This is a genomic window from Paenibacillus sp. S02, assembly GCF_019454065.1.
Taxonomy (GTDB): domain Bacteria; phylum Bacillota; class Bacilli; order Paenibacillales; family Paenibacillaceae; genus Paenibacillus; species Paenibacillus polymyxa_B.
The window spans coordinates 3,832,749-3,849,779 of sequence record NZ_CP073682.1 but is presented as its reverse complement, the minus strand read 5'-3'; the positions used below and the strand labels follow the sequence as shown (position 1 = coordinate 3,849,779).

The following is a 17,031-nucleotide window of genomic DNA, read 5'->3' as shown; positions in this document are numbered from 1 at the left end:
GGGGGTGACAGAGATCATTTTAAGAAAAACTAGTTTATGGATTTTAGTATTTGTAATTATAACTCTGGTTGCCTGTAGCAGTAATAATAAAGAGATGGATACAGCTAATAATAAACTTAATCCTAGCAATAATGTAAACAACGGGACAAATAAGAGCAAAAGTGAAGAAAGAAATAAAGATCAGAACAATGAAAAGAGTGAGCCTTTTTTAACGGGGACTCATTTTGAAGACCCTAACGCCTTTCTTGTCTATGATTTTAAAATGTCTCACGATTCCTCTGATAACTCAGTCTCCTTTCGTGTGACTTATAAATTTGGAGACAAGCCTAGAAAATATATATTGGAGGGTAAACATCCATATTATTTTTATATAAGTGTTCCAGAAAGTTTAGCTAAATATTATACTTTGCCTGAAACTATACCAGTGAAGGGTGAAGAATTAATTTCAGATGACGATAGTCTGAAATATCAAGTTGATATCAAAGCCTCGCTAAAAAAGGGGTTACCAAAAGATGTTATTAATTCTATGATTAATAAACCACAAGGATATTCCATAACTGTATTTGAAAATCCGGATTACCCGGCTAAACGTATAGTAGGTGTTTATGAGTTTGTGAGCACACTCCCTCCTAATACCTAAATTTAATCTCAGATAGGACTTATATTAGTTTGTAATAATAACTGGTATGAGTCTTTTTAATTTGCGACAATACGCCCGATACTTTGACATATATTTCAGTATAGTATTTAGAAGATTTAACATATTTCGGAGGTGTCATATGGTAAAAGGAATCGCAAGAGGATTAATCGTATTCTTACTGGCGGCTATCTTTTCCGTTCAAGGCGTTTATGCTGAACCGACAGCAATCAGTCAACAAGCAACTGGGTATACATTGGAGTTCCCAAGTTCACGTTACCCTGAAACCGGGGCGCATATTAGAGATGCAATAGCAGCCGGACATTCCGCCGTTTGCACGATTGACAGAGATGGAGCCGAAGAAAACAGAAAGGAGTCACTTAAGGGCTATCCAACTAAAAAAGGATATGACCGTGATGAATGGCCGATGGCAATGTGTGCTGAAGGTGGCGCAGGTGCTGATATCAGATACATAACCCCTAGTGATAATAGGGGAGCAGGATCATGGGTAAGTCATCAGTTAGATAAGTATGCTGATGGAATAAAGATAAGATTTATAGTGAAATAAAGAAGAGAGACTCTAACGGTTAGCGGCCAATAGAGTCTTTTTTATACCCATTAAAAAATAATTATGCAAATATTTAGATTATATTTATAGATTAGCAAGTTTATGTTTAGACAAAATTTTTAGTGACGTATACCCTTAATAGTATAAAAGTACTTAGGAGGAAATTTAATGAATCAAATGTCTAAGAAAATAAAACTATTGTTTGGAGCACTGGTATTTGTTTTTTTTGCTCTTACTTCAACTACTATATATGCTGCTTCTGTTGGTGGAAGCTTAACTTCACCAGAAAATGGATGGAAGAGATATGATGATAGTTCCCCGAAAATTAAATATGAAGGTATTTGGCTTGATGAAAGTAATACAGCATTTTTAAATGGAAAATCCAAGTATTCTAAATTTAACAATACAGATTCGAAGTTGGTATTTAAGTTTAAAGGAACAAAATTAAGAATAATAGGACCTACGAATGTCAATAAGCCAACTGAAATTCCAATTACTATCGATAATGTTACTGAGACATTTAGTGGATATAGTAGTAATTTAGTATATGGTCAAATTCTTCTTTATGAAAAGACAGGTTTATCAGATACAGTTCATACTGTCACAATAGAAACTCCGCCAATCGTAGCTAAAATCCAAAATGGTGATATTCAGTTTGACGCAATAGACATTGATGAAAATGGCCAACTAATAGATATGAATGTTCCAATTAATCTTAAAGCAACGCCTGGAGACAGTCAGGTTACTCTGAAATGGGATCAAACTAAAGACGCTGAAAGCTATACAGTCAAATACGGAACAGAATCGGGCAAATACACTGAAAGCGCAACAGCTACAAAAGATGCATATGGAAATTTTATCATTCCAGGTCTGACCAACGGAACGAAATACTACTTTGTTGTGAGTGCTAAGGCGAATGGCGTTGATTCTGAATACTCCAATGAAGCATCTGCCACTCCACAAGGAGGAGGCGGTCAACCTGATCCAGAGCCAACTACTGGAGATCGTGCAATATTGGTGGTCACTATGACAACAGGATTGGAGAAGGAATTTGATTTGAGTATGAAAGAGGTCAATGACTTTATTGCCTGGTATGAAGGCAAACAGGCTGGTTCTGGATCAGCTTCATACGCAATCAATAAGCACGATAACAATAAAGGCCCATTCAGCAGCCGTAAGGACTATATGTTATATGATCGTATCCTAACGTTTGAAGTAAGTGAATACTCTAAATAAATTAAAAGCTCTGCTAACCTTAATTGGTCGGCAGAGCTTTTAACGTTTCTAACAGAGGCCCGTGTTAGGCTGGATTATATTTCGTTTTAGCTTCTTCATATAATTTGCCGAGTTACGAAACTCAATTGTCGTCCTTTACCACGTTGAAAATATGTTTACTATTTAATATTTTTCGTATATATTAATATTTGGAAATTATCTTTTCACAAATATTTCCTACAAAACTAGATTAAATTAACAGAGGAGATTATTTCAATGAGCATTTCATTAAAAATAGAACGCAAATCCGGTGGTGAACCAATCGAGTTTGTAAAAGGTGAAATCATTGGCTTTACTTATAAGAATAATAGTTCCATAAAGCTTTCAGCTAAGTCTCCAAACTTGAATCATTCGCTACATATTCGAAGCAAAATTCCGCTTCATTCGCTTCCTTCAGTTGTAGACAATGCGGATAATTCCAACATGCTGTATACATGGGCAAACACAGAATATGAACCTGATACTGAGGATTACTATCGCAAATGTAATATCCAAATCGTTAGAAATGAAAACACAATCCGAGATATTACGTTTACACACGCTTATGTAGATAAGTATCAAGAACAGATTGATACCAGCAAAGAGATCCTTGAGTTTGAACTTGTTTTAAAACAAAAAGAAGATCAATTGGGAAAAATTCAATACAGTCCTCAGGTAGAACCTAAGGAAACAAGAGAAAAGGATCAGTCTGATGTCTCGCAAAAAGTGCTGGAAGGCGCATATAGTAAGAATATGTTAGTGTATGCAGGAAATAATACTTTTCCGTTTGAAAATCCGATGGTAGAACTAGAAAAGACTTGGGTGCGAGGCGTAGAGAAGGTAAAAGATTCGACAGACACTGTAATACATTATCCTGATCGTAAAGCATTTACATTAGTAGCTGTTCCTATAGCTCGAAAGAAGTACGGGGACATCACAGCCAATTTACTTAAACATTCACTTGAGTACAAACCAGGAAATTTAAACTTTAACGAATGGTCATATGAGGCGCAGCAAGTTAAAAAATCTAAAGAGCACATCGCAATAGTTAATGATGAAGTCAAAAAAGCTAATGCTAAAAAAGTTAAAAGTTTTTCTTATAATGGATCTGAGCAATTAGAAAGTGATAGAGATTTATATAATGCTTTTCACAAAATGAAGTACAAAATAGATGGAACATATGTAAACGGGCAATGGAAAATTACTACAACGTATTCTGATGTCTATAATTTTGAGTATAATTTTAAGCAAATGTTTACTGGGAACAACAAACTTGGTTGGGCTGCAGCAAACCTAACAAATTTAATGGAATCATGGGGAACACTAAATGAGTATACGTCTTATGTAACAGTAACTGATACAAGAAAAGCTTGGAAGTGAGGTGTGAAATGCAGATGAAGCGTAGATATATCTTTATTTTGATCTTGATCTCTCTACTAGTTATAACTACTACTCTAATTTTCCTGGTGAATTCCGGGGATAATACGAAGTATAAATACCCATCAGGCAAAGATACCGTAGAATATTTTGGTGACGGGACTTTTCAAATTTTGAGAGGGGGGCCGCAAGACCCTTTAATACTTTATAATCATCTTGCTGATCCACTAGAAAAAGCTGTTGATAATATTGTGTCATATAAGATAAAAAAAAATATCGTCTATGTGGTTGGGGAAAATGGCTTCATTAAATTAGATTCAAGTACCAACACGTACGAGCAAAAGAAACGGATTACCGACTTTACTTCCAAAGATAGAGAGATATTTAATAAATTAATGGAAAAATAGAAGGCAAGTCTCCGGACCTACCTAGGGCTTGTTTGTGGTATAATCTGGATTGTGCGACAAAACGGCTATAAAGGGCGGTCGGCTAATCTCCCGGAAGGGAGGTGATGCCATGGAAGTTAAAGACGCGCTAATGTTGATGATTCAATTCGCAACGTTGGTGATCCTGATACTTTCTTTCCATAAAAGGAAATAGACCGCCCTGGTGAGGAACCGGTCTATTTTCTGGATCAAACCTCAATTGCTGACCGCTCTTATAGCGGTAAGTCGTACAGGGGACGGTGGCTGCCGTTCCCTTTTTCTATTCTTATGTTATCATATTCATTTTATTCAGGCAATGGAATTACCTTTGTTGACAATAGTCATAATGGTTATAGAAATATTAAAACCCCGGATTGCTCCGGGGCTGTTTTATTCGAGACCAAATTGTGCTTTTGCTTGTAGTTTGTTGCCTTGGAATGTGAAAACGGCATTTGCACCAGGTCCGACTTCACCTTTATACGAATACATTACAGTATAAAATTCGTCTCCTTTTTCACCAACCTCTGAAAGAGCCTCACCGGGACCACCGATAATTTTCGCAACTTCCTCATAAGTCATTCCATTTTTAATCTTGTTATATTTAGCTTTGGTAATGGTTCCGAGGTTTGGCGATTCTGCTACTGTCCGACCCTCTATTTTTCCGTTATATAGTTTCCAATTGGCTTCTCCCTTAACACCACGGGAACCAAGTTCACCCTTAAAGGTAACTATATCCCCCGGATTAAGACCATTCAATTCTGAACGATCTGAAACTTTTACAACAATAACATCCCCGAGTTTTTTCTTTTCAGCGCTAATATCTGACCATAGTTCACCGTTGTAATCTGCTGGTTTACCATAGACATAGAGGCTGCTAGATCCAGCTTCAATAACAACACCTGACCATGAAACAACTTGATTTCTTACACTGTCGAATGTTTCCCCTTGCTTGGATACTGGCAATGCAAAGAGTGCAGATGAAAACTTATCAAAAGGAAGCGATGTGTCAATCAATGGTTTTTTAGCGTCAGTCTGTTCTTTTTGTACTGATTCAGTAGTAACTTCTTTCTCTTTAACAGGCGTAGTAGCTACTGATTTTGAATTAGTTTCGGTTGGTTTCTGAGTGTCAGCGACTGATATTCCAATAATAAATACTAAGAGAGCAGCTAAACCAAAGAGAAACATTTTTTTAGCCTTGCCGTTCTTTCTTATTAAAGCTATAGCCCACAAAACAAAAAACACAAAAAAAGCCAGCAAAGCAATCACAGCAATTGCAGTCATTACATAACCCCTATCTATTGGTAATATTATAGTAAAATTAGTATATATGACCTAGGAATAATTTTCTAGCACAAAAGTCTTAGAAGTAGAAAACAAAAGCCCTTGTAAGGAACAAATGTTCGGGATATAATTTGAACATATTACATCAGGAGGCTACATACATGTCGAAAAAATTAGAAGGTAACGGCTTATGGGAAAGCAGCCGGATTATCATACCAGAACACAAGGAAGCATACTTAAAACTCATGCAAGACCGCCAGCGGAGAGGCAAGCCGGAACTTGACGATCAGGAAGTCCGGTTGATCGAGCAAGCGCTTATAGAGTCCTACAACACACGTCAACCTATATCGATAGTGGTTTTTAGCCCGTTTGATGACGAAGAACTCACAGGTGTAATCACGTCTATAAATACTGCTCGCAGGGAAGTAAAACTGTTTCGTGGCGAGGATGATTTTAGTTGGATCAAGTTGGAGGATATCATTTCAGCAAGTATCTAGTAGATAAATCTAGAGAATAGCAAAATATTCGTGCGATTATTGTAATAAAAGTGTATATATTGGAAAATGTACATGGTATATTTATCCTAGAACTAAATACCTAGGGGGATATCATGAGAAGTAATGGAAAGGGAAAGATCATAGGAATTATCTTTGCAGTAATTATAGCTGTTGCGGTTATTAAGTATTTAGGATTGCTTATTATCGCAGGAGGGCTTGGCTACTGGGGTTATAAAAAATATCAGAATGCTAAGAGAGCAAATCAAAAAAGCAAACTAGCTATAGTTTTATTTTCACTTGCCGGAATTTTCTTTCTAGCGTTCATCGGCAATCTGTCTATTGTTAAGCAGCAGGAATTAGCGAATAAAGTACCAGCTGTTCCAGCTAAAGTAGAACAAACTTCTGCGGTGCCTACTACAACTAAATCTGAGCAAACTTCAAACATTGTTTCTACCTCAGCATCTAACGAAAAGGCGGATTCTGAACAACCAAAACGTATTTCTATAACTTTAATAGCGGGAACGGATGGAGATACATTTAAAGCATCAGTTCAAGGGAAAGAGGAAAAGATTCGACTACTCCTAGTAGATACGCCAGAAAGCGTAAAACAGGGTACACCAGTCCAACCGTTCGCAAAAGAAGCTTCGGCTTTTACGCTGAAGCAATTAAAGCAGGGTAATCTTTCCCTAGAGCTTGATGTTTCAGAACGAGATAAGTATGGTCGTCTACTTGGTTATGTATGGGTTGGAGATAAGATGTTGAATGAAATGTTAATCGAGAAAGGTTATGCTCGGGTGGCCTACATAAATCCTCCAAACGTTAAATATGTCGATCAATTCAAGGAGATTCAAGCTACTGCTCAAAAGAGTGGAACAGGCATCTGGAGTATTGAAAACTATGCGCAAGAAGATGGATTCAATCAGAAGGCAGCTCAAGAGGTAACAGCCAAGGCTGAATCACCAAAAAGTGACTCTAGCGAGAAAGAGTCTAAGCCTAAAGTTGCTACTCCTAAAAAAGAAGTTGTTCAAGATTATTCAGAACCAAAAGAGTCATCAAGCGATGTGTACTATAAAAACTGCTCTGCGGTTCGTGCTGCTGGCGCCGATCCAATCTATGAAGGAGAACCAGGTTACAGTAGAAAGCTGGATCGTGATGGTGATGGTATAGCTTGCGAAAGATAAAAGAGGGTGAAATATGATGGATTTGTTAAAATTCGTACCTAATTCAAGACTTCTTCTTTGTATTGTCGCTATTTTTATTATAATAATTAGAGCAGTAGATTTTTTTAAGTCAACAGATTTGCAGAAGTATTTTGAAGTCAGCAGATTAAGGACTACAAGATGGATTATTAGTGAGGCTTTAATATTTATTTTCAGTACGTTGTTTATTGCTATGGTATTTGATGCAAATAGATATAGCTTATTATGGGAATACATTGCTGTTATACTTCTTTATATATACACTAGTTGTGTATATGATGTTTCAATACCTAAAATCGAAATTAAATTATTTAATCTTTTTAGACCTATCTTTAAAAGCCAGAAGAATTTCAAAATAACATTGTCGCTTGTACAGATATTTTTGGTGGGATTACTATATGCCCAATTAATCGCAACATCTTCAATTTTTATTACTGAATATTATGGTTTAAAAGAGAACAGTATTTTTTTAATTCATGCCAAATTTTACGACGAATCTCCTAATTCGGCTTATGCAATTATCATCTTGTATGCTGCTCTATATATTCTTGCACGCGTGTATACAGCATATCCAATAAAAATTTTACAGATATACAGCAAGCCAAAGAATAAGTTTAATATTAAGATTACTGGTATACCTACATTAATGGAGGAAATGTACCTAGATAGCTCTCTCAATAGTAAGTTCTTAGTGTTTGAAAAAGAAAAAAATTCGAAAGTCATTATTAATGTAGATAAAATAGATTATATAGAAACTTCTAAAAATTCAAAACTTCTTTAGCAATTTAGTGAATCAAAATAAAGGTACTTACCAACTTAAATGGTATGTGCCTTTATTTTCTGTATATTTGAGTAGTTACCCGATATATAGACCACATGAAGGATGCGCGAAAACCTCTGGGCGAAAGTGTGTTAGCTAAATTTATAACTCGCGTTGGCTTGTCAAGTCGTTAACATATAATAAATTAGTCTTGAATAGTCGTTACGATTCCGTTCTCGAAATAGATGTATTTGTAATTATCATAGACCCATTGTTCACTTATGCCATAATATGCAGTTGTGGTTTTGTTTACATGTTTTGGCAGTCCCCATTTCGAATATATCACTTCCTGTTCCGTCATGCCGATTTGAGGATCAGACTTTTCAGCTGGAATAGCATCATAGTCTCCGATCTTAACATATGAGTCAGAACCAAGGTTTTCATCTTTTGAAACCAATTTATCGTTTTTTAAAGAGTATACTGTTCCGTTATCAGCATGAAGTTCATTGCCAGCGAGTGACACTGACCAGGTAGAACTGCTTTCATCTTGTGATCCTGGAAAGTATACCTTAATCATTTCTCCATTTTTGAAAGTCAGCTTTTCATAGCCAGACTGATTTTTCCAAATGCCTTCAAATCTATTTAGCAAAGAGATTTTAGCTAAATACTCCTTCGATCCAGGAAAATCTTTACTGACGGAAAATAAGTTTTCGGCCTCATGGTAGTTATGGTTGTTAAATTGTTTTAATCCTTCCCAGTAGTTCGCTTCCTGAAATAAATGAGAGGAATCTTTGTAGTCTTGAATTTGTTCAAATATTTCAATTGCTGAAGCATAGTTACCCTGCGAAGCATTTTGCTTTGCTAATAAGTATTTAGACTCTGTTTTTAGCTCGACACTATCTTTGTAGTTAGCTAAATTTATAAACAATTCAGCTGCTGTTTCGTATTTTTTATTATTTAATAGGTATTTTGCTTTGAGATACTCGGCTTCGTCAATCATTTCATTAGAATCCTTGAATTTATCCAAGTGGGTAAAAGCTTGAATCGCTTTATCAAATTCTCCATTACTCATTGATGACTTAGCCTGATAGTATTGGATGTAGGGATTGATAAATAAAGGTACTACGATCAGAAGCATCAAAAGAAAGGTTATAATAAGGAATGGAGCAATCTTAATGAAAATCTTCTTTCTATAACTATTTTTCTTGGAGGTAGGATCATCGTTCTTATTTCCAGACTGATTTTTCTGCGGTAAAATATTCACGCTCACTTCCTTGCCGCAATGATTGCAGAAGGTACTTCCCAAAGGTATTTCTTTTTTACACTTATCACAATCCATTTCGTTTATTCCTACCTTCCTCAAATCAGAAATCTATTCACATTACTTTTCAACTTACTTATACAAAGGATAGTTTATCAAAGGTAGGAATATTTTTCTATAACCGTGTGCAGCAAACGATACTGGCAGAGAGGCAGGACAACACATACGGCAGCGTTTAGTAGAAGGCAAAAAGAGCAGTAAGGAATTAATCCTTCTGCTCTTTTTATTGGGGACAAATTGGGGACAGACTGTAGTATTTTGTGTAGAATACAGTCCAAATGAGAACATATACGAACACACAAAAGCCTTGTGAATGCTGGATTTTGGAACTGTATGCCACTACAGTATATTAAAAACTCATGTCTTAAAATCCTGCGGTAGGTGACTACCGCACCGGTTCGATCCCGGTCCTCGGCATTCTTGAATTATAACGGCCACATCAAAGTTAAATGAATGAAAATAATGCGAGGTTCTGTGTACCTGCGGAATACTCCGTAACAGGTACACAGAACCAACAAAAGCGTCTCACCGTTAATATGCGGAGAGGCGTTTTTTATTTTGGTAAAATTAAGCGATCTTGTAACAGAGAGTTGGAGCCTTTCTATTGCATAAATTGTTATAATCATAGGACAACGAAATTAGGCCTTTATAATTAAATGGTAAGTAATTCCAAAAAAATGAAGGGGCCCAAAACCTTAAATCAGAATGTTGTTGTTTTTAATTAACCATTGGGAAGGTGGTTCGGTGAATGAATCTGACTTTTCATATGGAACAGTTAAGAGTCTGTTTTATGAATTTCATCAATTATGTATATTTTGTAATGGATGAGAAAACAAGAGACATAGCTATTGTTGACCCATCATGGGATTTATTAAAGGTAGAGTCCTATCTTCAACAATTGAATGGCAATCTCAAAGCGATACTATTAACTCACTCACATTGGGATCATATTAATTTGGTAAATCCACTCCTGGAAAAATATAACCCGCAGGTATTCATGTCAACAAACGAAATCGATTTTTATCATTTTAGATGTAGAAATTTACATTCAATTAAAGACAAGGATTCAATCCAAGTCGGTGAAACAGAAATTAAAAGTCTTTTGACTCCCGGACATACCGCGGGAAGTGTATGCTATCTTTTATCAGATCGCTTATTTACTGGGGATACAATATTCATTGAAGGTTGTGGCTTTTGTGACCCAAATGGAGGAAATCCAATAGAATTATATAATAGTGTTCAAAAAATAAAGCGAGAAATTGATGACTCTATTCAAATTTATCCTGCTCATTCATTTGGTAAAGCGCCTGGTTTTACACTCAATCACCTTATGGATGAAAATATTTATTTTCAATTTACAAGTAAGGAATCTTTTATTAAATTTAGAATGCGTCCGAACCAAAAGGGCCTGTTCGATTTCAAATGAGTCTGTATTGTGGCTCAGTTCTAATGGTGAGAGAAAATATTGAATATAAAAAAATAGTACATAACGATCTATCGCTTGTTTGTGCCCCAGATGCTCAAGTTAACTAGAGTAAAACACTCTGATCAGTTCTTTTATAAGCCGCCAGAAACGTTGAAGCTGTATTCGAAAGATAATAATGACTTCAAATTGAGCATTTTCAGAAAGGTTTGCGAATCTAATGCTGAACTTGTCCGTTTCCAATCAACTGTGAATTGACAGGGTTTGAGTAGAGGATTATAATGGAAAAACATTATTCCAATTATATGATTATATGAAAAATAAAGGAACTTTTCTGTGGTTAATCGCTGGCGGGTCACGTTAACCATCAAAGAGGGATATATTGTGAGAGATTGTAGCTTATCAAGTAGGATAAGTGAAAGGGCGAAGCTATGTATATGGGCAGTAGACATTATAGGAGATGATTTGGCAGTACGTTTTTATAGGAGATGAGTTAAGTGAGCTGGTACGTGTTTTTTGTGCGAACGGGTAGGGAAGAACAGGTCAAGCAGCTTATTAATGAGTGGTTGGATTCTGAAGTCTACAAACCCTTTATACCGCTCCAAGAGAGACTCTTTAAAGTAGCAGGAATAGTAAAGAAAGAATGGGCTCCTTTGTTCCCAAGCTATGTATTTATTGAGTCGAATTTACCTGACTTGCAGTTCGTAACCAGTACAAATTCAATGATTTGCACTTCTAGTGATATCATTCGTTTATTGAGATACTCGAAGGTTGAAGCTTCAATGAGAGATTCGGAGAAACAAATGTTAGAAAGTCTATGCAATGATAGCTATTGTATAGAATCGTCAACAGGAATTATTGAAGGAGACAATATACGTATCCTAGATGGCCCACTTAAAGGAAGGGGGAGTATAGTTAAGAAAATAGATAGACATAAACGACAAGCGGTCATTCAGTTGGAATTTATGGGTGATATTAGGTTAGTGAGAGTAGCTTTGGAAATTATAAGTAAGGTTTAAAGTGGAGAACTCGTGACGAGTTCATACTCCATGAGGAAGCTTTCAGAACCCTTAAGGGATTTGAAGGCCTTTTTTGATTTGGACTGCTAAGTTAGTAGTTTACTAGGGGGGGGATATGCGTAGCCTCGTATGCAGAACAACTAATATTGAAGCGGGAAGATGTCGTGATGAAGGCGGCCGTCAGTTTTGTCCATGCAGATTATAATGCAGACGCTCCCCTTGATCGGGAAGTTTTTCATTCGGATGAGTGTAGTTACTTCGAGAGTTTGGTATTCCATCGGCGGAAATCCAACTTTGTGCTTGGCAGGCTAAGTGCCAAACAAGCAGTTTCGGTGCTGTTAAGCGAGCCAGACCTGCGCAACGTAAGTGTGGAGTCAGGTGTCTTCGGCCAGCCCATGCTTCGAATCAATGGTGTCCACAGCTATCAGGTGAGCATTGCCCACTGCGACTATATCGGAGCGGCTGTTGTTTTTCCCGAAGCACATCCCATGGGTATTGATATTGAGAGGATTGATTCAAAGCGAAATAAGACAATTGAAAGCCAACTGACGGCGGAAGAAAAGGGAAGAATCTCTGTCGTGCGGGGAATAGAGGAGTACTCAGCTTTATTGACGGTTTTTTGGACAGTGAAGGAGGCCCTGTCCAAAATATTGCGCACAGGTTTTACAACATCGCTGCATGTACTTGAAATGAATGAGACCAGATTTGTGGATGAATGCTTCCAAAGTACATTTTCACATTTTCCACAATATGCTGCCCAGTCTTACCGGTTAGGTGACTATATCTGCACGATTGTAGCACCGAGGAAGACGGAATGGAGTATGAATACTTCTCGGCTTTATGAGAAATTCAATGCAAGTTTTCATCGAAATCCGTTTGTAGGTCATGTTTACTGAATACCAGGTTTGTTGAGTTTTAAATCATTTATTTTTTAGGAGGATACCCATGCATAAGGAAGAAGTATTCGATATCGTTAAACGTTGTATTCGTGAAGTGCTTCCCGAATTACAAGATCACACGTTCGAGTATGGCGATCGATTGGTGGATTTGGGTGCAGATTCAGTAGATCGGGCTGAAATTGTAAACAAGACGATGGAAACATTATCTCTTAATATTCCGCGCGTTGAATTGTCTGGCGTGAAAAATATAGGGGAATTGACAGATGCACTTTATGCAAAATTATGAAAAACCTGAGTTAGTCGTTACGGGGATTGGCGTGACTTCGGCGATTGGGCAGGGGAAGGCTGCTTTTGCCTCGGCGTTGTTCAAAGGGCAGCATGCATTTGGCGTCATGCAACGCCCTGGCAGAAGAGGTGAAGCTTCATTTATAGGTGCGGAGCTGCCACCCTTGTCTTATCCGAAGGCATTATCCAAACGAATGTTACGTACAGCATCCTTTTCGGGGCAGGCGGCCATGGTAACCCTTCAAGAAGCCTGGGATGATTCCCAATTGGATAACGTTGATCCTAGCCGTATTGGACTGGTGGTTGGAGGCTCCAATTTTCAGCAACGGGAGCTATTTCAGACCTATGAGACCTACCGGGAAAAAAAGTGCTTTGTACCGCCAACCTATGGGGTTTCTTTTATGGATACTGATTTGTGCGGACTATGTACCGAACAGTTCGGCATTCAGGGGTTAGCTTATACCGTCGGTGGTGCATCCGCGAGTGGACAAGTCGCAATCATTCAAGCAATTGAGGCCATTCAAGCAGATCGTGTTGATGTTTGCATTGCAATGGGGGCATTGATGGATATTTCGTATATGGAATGCCAGGCATTGCGATCCTTGGGAGCGATGGGAAGCGACCGATATGCCGATGAACCTGCAATGGCGTGTCGACCATTTGATCAGTCGCGGGACGGGTTCATCTATGGGGAATCTTGCGGGGTTGTAGTCATAGAACGGGCCGATTCTGCCGTGAGGCGTCGGGAGAAACCTTATGCCAAACTGGCAGGATGGGATATGGGAATGGATCGAAACCGGAATCCCAATCCCTCCTGCGAAGGCGAAGCCCGAGTGATTAGAAGAGCTTTGGAGAAAGCAAAGCTGCTACCGGAAGAGATTGATTATATTAATCCCCATGGGACAGGCTCGGTCGTTGGAGACGAGATAGAAATAAAGGCATTACAGGATTGTAAATTGTCACATGCCTATATCAATGCAACTAAATCCATTATCGGTCACGGCTTGAGCGCGGCAGGAACGGTTGAAATTATTGCTACTCTTTTACAAATGTCGGAGTCGAGACTTCACCCTACCCTTAATTTGGAGGAGCCTATCCAATTGGACTGCAATTGGGTGAAGAATGAGTCCGTACCAGCAATTATTCACAATACTATGAATCTGAGCATGGGGTTTGGTGGAATCAATACTGCCATTTGTATGCAAAAATGTGAGTCGCGTATTTGAGAGAGGGGGACGATTATGGTTGTCGTGGGAATTGAGGCAATGAACGTTTTTGGTGGCTCTGCCTATCTGGATGTTATGCAATTAGCCCAACACAGGCAATTGGATCCTGCAAGGTTCGAAAATTTATTAATGAAAGAAAAGGCGGTTGCCCTACCTTATGAAGATCCGGTTACCTTTGGAGTAAATGCGGCAAAACCGCTGGTGGACGCTCTTTCAGAAGCGGAAAAAAACCGAATCGAAATGCTTATCACCTGTACGGAATCAGGTATTGATTTTGGGAAATCAATCAGTACATATATTCACCACTATTTGGGGTTGAATCGGAATTGCAGATTATTCGAGCTCAAGCAAGCCTGCTATTCCGGTACTGCTGGACTCCAAATGGCGGTGAATTTTATTCTTTCTCAGGTCTCACCAGGAGCAAAAGCGCTTGTAATTGCCAGTGATATTTCACGATTTATTGCTGCTGAAGGCGGGGATGTCTTGAGTGAGGATTGGTCTTATGCTGAGCCAAGTGGAGGCGCAGGGGCCGTGGCAATGCTCATTAGTGAAAATCCTCAAGTTTTTCAAATCGATGCAGGCGCTAATGGATATTACGGCTATGAGGTGATGGATACTTGCCGGCCGATTCCAGATAGCGAGGCTGGGGATGCAGATTTGTCTTTAATGTCCTATCTGGACTGTTGCGAGCAAGCGTTTTTGGAATATCAAAAACGGGTGAAAGGAGTGGATTATAAAGATACCTTTCAGTATCTTGCCTTTCATACTCCTTTTGGCGGAATGGTAAAAGGGGCGCATCGCACGATGATGCGAAGGATAACTCAATCCAAACCAAATGAGATTGAGGCAGATTATTTACAACGTGTTAAGCCCGGATTGGCGTATTGCCAACGAGTCGGTAATATTATGGGGGCGACTTTGTACCTCTCCTTGGCAGGTACGATTGATCAGGGTACATTCGATGCTCCAAAGCGAATCGGTTGTTTTTCCTACGGGTCAGGCTGCTGCTCTGAATTTTATAGCGGGGTTGTTATGCCGCAAAGCCAGGAACATCTGCGGCGTTTTGAAATTGAGCGTAATTTGAATGATCGCTATCAGTTAACTATGGATGAATATGAATCCCTGCTAAAAGGCAGTGGCGCCGTACGGTTTGGAACCCGCAACGCCAAGCTGGATTTTCAATTGATTCCGGGGGTGATAGCTTCCGGGAAAGGTAGACAGCGATTGTATTTGGAAGAAATCTATGAATTCCACCGTAAATACAGGTGGGAATCATGAGTTATCAAACGATTCAGGTTCGCTTTCAAGAATCGATTTGTTATATTCGCTTTTACCGACCGGAGGCAAATAATACGATTAATAATACCCTCATCGAGGAGTGCTTGCATGTACTTGCGCTGTGTGAGGAGTCAGTTACGATCGTAGTTTTGGAGGGTCTGCCAGAGGTGTTCTGTTTTGGGGCGGATTTTGAGGGAATGCGTGAAAAAGTGGAAAGTGGACAAGAACATGCAATGAGTCCAGAACCTATGTATGATCTGTGGCTGAAACTAGCAACCGGTCCTTATATCACGATTTCTCACGTGCGAGGAAAAGCAAACGCTGGTGGTGTCGGATTTATTGCTGCCAGCGATATTGTGATAGCCGACGAGACGGCACAGTTCAGCTTGTCAGAATTGCTATTCGGACTTTTTCCTGCTTGCGTTCTACCGTTTTTAGTCCGCAGGATTGGATTCCAAAAAGCGCATTATTTAACACTAATGACGCAGCCCGTTTCGGTTCAACAGGCCCATGTATGGGGGTTGGTTGATGCGTACGATGCTCAGAGCGAGATGGTGCTACGCAAGCATTTATTACGCCTCAGACGATTGAGCAAGCATGGGATTTTACGCTACAAGCGCTTTATGGATGAACTCAACGATTTGCGTCAGTGTAAACCACTAGCGTTGGCGTCCAATCAAGAGGTGTTTTCAGACGCTCAAAATCTTAAGGGCATTTTCCGATACGTCGAAACGGGGCAATTTCCGTGGATGGACTGATGGCGTACGCCACAAGATGGGGATGTAGGAGGGAAGAAGATCATAATGTCACAATCCGTGGTTGAATTACTTGAAATCGAACGAGGTATTATTCAAGTGAAAATGCAAGATAGAGTTCATAAAAATACATTTACGCTTGAAATGACCCATGGACTAAGACAAGCGTTCAAGACGATCCAAGAAGATTCAACATGCAAAGTCGTAATTCTAACAGGATACGATAATTACTTTGCCACGGGTGGCACGCAAGAGGGACTGTTGGCTTTACATGAAGGAATCTCGAAGTTTACCGATGAAAATATTTACTCACTTGCATTGGGCTGCAGAGTTCCAGTGATAGCTGCCATGCAGGGACATGCGGTGGGCGGAGGCTTTGTAATGGGGCTATTTTCTGACTTTGTAGTCCTAAGCAGGGAAAGTGTGTACACGACTAATTTTATGAGATACGGATTCACACCGGGAATGGGTGCCACGTATATTATTCCTAAAAAACTAGGGTTCAGCTTGGGAGAAGAGTTATTGTTAAATGGGGGCAATTATCGAGGTGTTGAACTGGAAAAACGGGGAGTTCCATTTCCGACTCTGCCCCGCAAAGAAGTGATGGGCTATGTAATGGATCTTGCCCGGCAGCTAGCCGAGAAACCCAGATTTTCTTTAATCACGCTAAAGGATCATTTGGTTGCTCCACTCCGGGAACAGCTTCCCAAAATCGTAGAACAAGAGCTTATCATGCATGAGAAGACCTTTCATCAAGCGGAGGTTAAAGAACGAATTATCAACTTGTTTGGAAAATAACCAAATAGAGATTCGTTGAACGCCTTTGC

Annotated in this window: 19 protein-coding genes; 17 read left to right on the top strand and 2 right to left on the bottom strand. The window is 39.0% G+C overall.

What is annotated here, in order from left to right; translation table 11 throughout:
• Positions 1-4: 4 nt before the first annotated feature.
• From KAI36_RS16870 to KAI36_RS27740, 6 genes are all read left to right on the top strand, one after another.
• Entirely contained in the window at positions 5-640 is a 636-nt protein-coding gene (locus KAI36_RS16870) for a hypothetical protein (RefSeq protein ID WP_258382185.1), read from the top strand.
• Between the two features lie 139 nt (positions 641-779).
• The gene (locus tag KAI36_RS16865; protein WP_220025485.1) at positions 780-1,205 is read left to right on the top strand and encodes a NucA/NucB deoxyribonuclease domain-containing protein; all 426 of its coding nucleotides are present in this window, start codon (positions 780-782) and stop codon (positions 1,203-1,205) included.
• Positions 1,206-1,373: 168 nt separating this feature from the next.
• Positions 1,374-2,441: a fibronectin type III domain-containing protein gene (locus tag KAI36_RS16860; protein WP_220025484.1), complete on the top strand. Its 1,068-nt coding sequence runs from the start codon at positions 1,374-1,376 to the stop codon at positions 2,439-2,441.
• 255 nt (positions 2,442-2,696) lie between these two features.
• Complete coding sequence (locus tag KAI36_RS16855; protein ID WP_220025483.1) at positions 2,697-3,839, top strand: hypothetical protein; 1,143 nt, start codon at positions 2,697-2,699, stop codon at positions 3,837-3,839.
• Between the two features lie 14 nt (positions 3,840-3,853).
• Positions 3,854-4,243: a hypothetical protein gene (locus KAI36_RS16850; protein ID WP_179085378.1), complete on the top strand. Its 390-nt coding sequence runs from the start codon at positions 3,854-3,856 to the stop codon at positions 4,241-4,243.
• Between the two features lie 109 nt (positions 4,244-4,352).
• A complete protein-coding gene (locus tag KAI36_RS27740; protein WP_277813538.1) occupies positions 4,353-4,436 on the top strand; it encodes a putative holin-like toxin in 84 nt (27 codons plus the stop codon).
• A 215-nt stretch (positions 4,437-4,651) separates the two neighbouring features.
• On the opposite strand, the gene KAI36_RS27370 is transcribed toward KAI36_RS27740, so the two are convergent.
• The gene (locus tag KAI36_RS27370; RefSeq protein WP_258382184.1) at positions 4,652-5,542 is read right to left on the bottom strand and encodes a hypothetical protein; all 891 of its coding nucleotides are present in this window, start codon (positions 5,540-5,542) and stop codon (positions 4,652-4,654) included.
• 161 nt (positions 5,543-5,703) lie between these two features.
• Between KAI36_RS27370 and KAI36_RS16835 the strand changes: the two genes are divergently transcribed.
• From KAI36_RS16835 to KAI36_RS16825, 3 genes are all read left to right on the top strand, one after another.
• On the top strand, positions 5,704-6,039 hold the full coding sequence (locus tag KAI36_RS16835) for a YolD-like family protein (protein WP_220025481.1): 336 nt from the start codon (positions 5,704-5,706) through the stop codon (positions 6,037-6,039).
• Between the two features lie 113 nt (positions 6,040-6,152).
• Positions 6,153-7,220, top strand: coding sequence for a thermonuclease family protein (locus tag KAI36_RS16830; RefSeq protein WP_220025480.1), 1,068 nt, complete (start codon positions 6,153-6,155; stop codon positions 7,218-7,220).
• Between the two features lie 13 nt (positions 7,221-7,233).
• On the top strand, positions 7,234-8,019 hold the full coding sequence (locus KAI36_RS16825; RefSeq protein WP_220025479.1) for a hypothetical protein: 786 nt from the start codon (positions 7,234-7,236) through the stop codon (positions 8,017-8,019).
• Positions 8,020-8,203: 184 nt separating this feature from the next.
• On the opposite strand, the gene KAI36_RS16820 is transcribed toward KAI36_RS16825, so the two are convergent.
• Entirely contained in the window at positions 8,204-9,337 is a 1,134-nt protein-coding gene (locus tag KAI36_RS16820; RefSeq protein ID WP_220025478.1) for a hypothetical protein, read from the bottom strand.
• Positions 9,338-10,067: 730 nt separating this feature from the next.
• Here KAI36_RS16820 and KAI36_RS16815 point away from each other — a divergent pair.
• From KAI36_RS16815 to KAI36_RS16780, 8 genes are all read left to right on the top strand, one after another.
• Positions 10,068-10,745: an MBL fold metallo-hydrolase gene (locus KAI36_RS16815; RefSeq protein ID WP_220025477.1), complete on the top strand. Its 678-nt coding sequence runs from the start codon at positions 10,068-10,070 to the stop codon at positions 10,743-10,745.
• Between the two features lie 494 nt (positions 10,746-11,239).
• Positions 11,240-11,761: an antiterminator LoaP gene (gene loaP / locus KAI36_RS16810; RefSeq protein ID WP_220025476.1), complete on the top strand. Its 522-nt coding sequence runs from the start codon at positions 11,240-11,242 to the stop codon at positions 11,759-11,761.
• A 146-nt stretch (positions 11,762-11,907) separates the two neighbouring features.
• Positions 11,908-12,657 carry a 4'-phosphopantetheinyl transferase family protein gene (locus KAI36_RS16805; RefSeq protein ID WP_258382183.1) on the top strand — a complete coding sequence of 250 codons (750 nt, stop codon included), beginning with the start codon at positions 11,908-11,910 and terminating at the stop codon, positions 12,655-12,657.
• 49 nt (positions 12,658-12,706) lie between these two features.
• Positions 12,707-12,946 (top strand): acyl carrier protein, encoded by a 240-nt coding sequence (locus KAI36_RS16800; RefSeq protein WP_013310983.1) that lies wholly within the window; start codon positions 12,707-12,709, stop codon positions 12,944-12,946.
• The gene (locus tag KAI36_RS16795) at positions 12,924-14,171 is read left to right on the top strand and encodes a beta-ketoacyl synthase N-terminal-like domain-containing protein (RefSeq protein WP_220025475.1); all 1,248 of its coding nucleotides are present in this window, start codon (positions 12,924-12,926) and stop codon (positions 14,169-14,171) included. Before KAI36_RS16800 ends, KAI36_RS16795 begins: the two co-directional genes overlap by 23 nt.
• A 15-nt stretch (positions 14,172-14,186) precedes the next feature.
• On the top strand, positions 14,187-15,449 hold the full coding sequence (locus KAI36_RS16790; RefSeq protein ID WP_220025474.1) for a hydroxymethylglutaryl-CoA synthase family protein: 1,263 nt from the start codon (positions 14,187-14,189) through the stop codon (positions 15,447-15,449).
• Positions 15,446-16,207, top strand: a complete 762-nt coding sequence (locus KAI36_RS16785) for an enoyl-CoA hydratase/isomerase (RefSeq protein WP_075154436.1) — start codon at positions 15,446-15,448, stop codon at positions 16,205-16,207. Before KAI36_RS16790 ends, KAI36_RS16785 begins: the two co-directional genes overlap by 4 nt.
• Before the next feature lie 45 nt (positions 16,208-16,252).
• Positions 16,253-17,002 carry a polyketide synthase gene (locus KAI36_RS16780; protein WP_025723537.1) on the top strand — a complete coding sequence of 250 codons (750 nt, stop codon included), beginning with the start codon at positions 16,253-16,255 and terminating at the stop codon, positions 17,000-17,002.
• The last annotated feature ends 29 nt before the right edge of the window (positions 17,003-17,031 follow it).

Coding starts and splice junctions, on each gene's coding strand:
- KAI36_RS16800 (WP_013310983.1), top strand. CDS start 12,707: ATGCATAAGGAAGAAGTATTCGATATCGTTAAACGTTGTATTCGTGAA.
- KAI36_RS16850 (WP_179085378.1), top strand. CDS start 3,854: ATGAAGCGTAGATATATCTTTATTTTGATCTTGATCTCTCTACTAGTT.
- KAI36_RS16855 (WP_220025483.1), top strand. CDS start 2,697: ATGAGCATTTCATTAAAAATAGAACGCAAATCCGGTGGTGAACCAATC.
- KAI36_RS16835 (WP_220025481.1), top strand. CDS start 5,704: ATGTCGAAAAAATTAGAAGGTAACGGCTTATGGGAAAGCAGCCGGATT.
- KAI36_RS16825 (WP_220025479.1), top strand. CDS start 7,234: ATGATGGATTTGTTAAAATTCGTACCTAATTCAAGACTTCTTCTTTGT.
- KAI36_RS16815 (WP_220025477.1), top strand. CDS start 10,068: ATGAATCTGACTTTTCATATGGAACAGTTAAGAGTCTGTTTTATGAAT.
- KAI36_RS27740 (WP_277813538.1), top strand. CDS start 4,353: ATGGAAGTTAAAGACGCGCTAATGTTGATGATTCAATTCGCAACGTTG.
- KAI36_RS16790 (WP_220025474.1), top strand. CDS start 14,187: ATGGTTGTCGTGGGAATTGAGGCAATGAACGTTTTTGGTGGCTCTGCC.
- KAI36_RS16865 (WP_220025485.1), top strand. CDS start 780: ATGGTAAAAGGAATCGCAAGAGGATTAATCGTATTCTTACTGGCGGCT.
- KAI36_RS16820 (WP_220025478.1), bottom strand. CDS start 9,337: ATGGATTGTGATAAGTGTAAAAAAGAAATACCTTTGGGAAGTACCTTC.
- KAI36_RS16860 (WP_220025484.1), top strand. CDS start 1,374: ATGAATCAAATGTCTAAGAAAATAAAACTATTGTTTGGAGCACTGGTA.
- KAI36_RS16780 (WP_025723537.1), top strand. CDS start 16,253: ATGTCACAATCCGTGGTTGAATTACTTGAAATCGAACGAGGTATTATT.
- KAI36_RS16830 (WP_220025480.1), top strand. CDS start 6,153: ATGAGAAGTAATGGAAAGGGAAAGATCATAGGAATTATCTTTGCAGTA.
- KAI36_RS27370 (WP_258382184.1), bottom strand. CDS start 5,542: ATGACTGCAATTGCTGTGATTGCTTTGCTGGCTTTTTTTGTGTTTTTT.
- KAI36_RS16795 (WP_220025475.1), top strand. CDS start 12,924: ATGCACTTTATGCAAAATTATGAAAAACCTGAGTTAGTCGTTACGGGG.
- KAI36_RS16785 (WP_075154436.1), top strand. CDS start 15,446: ATGAGTTATCAAACGATTCAGGTTCGCTTTCAAGAATCGATTTGTTAT.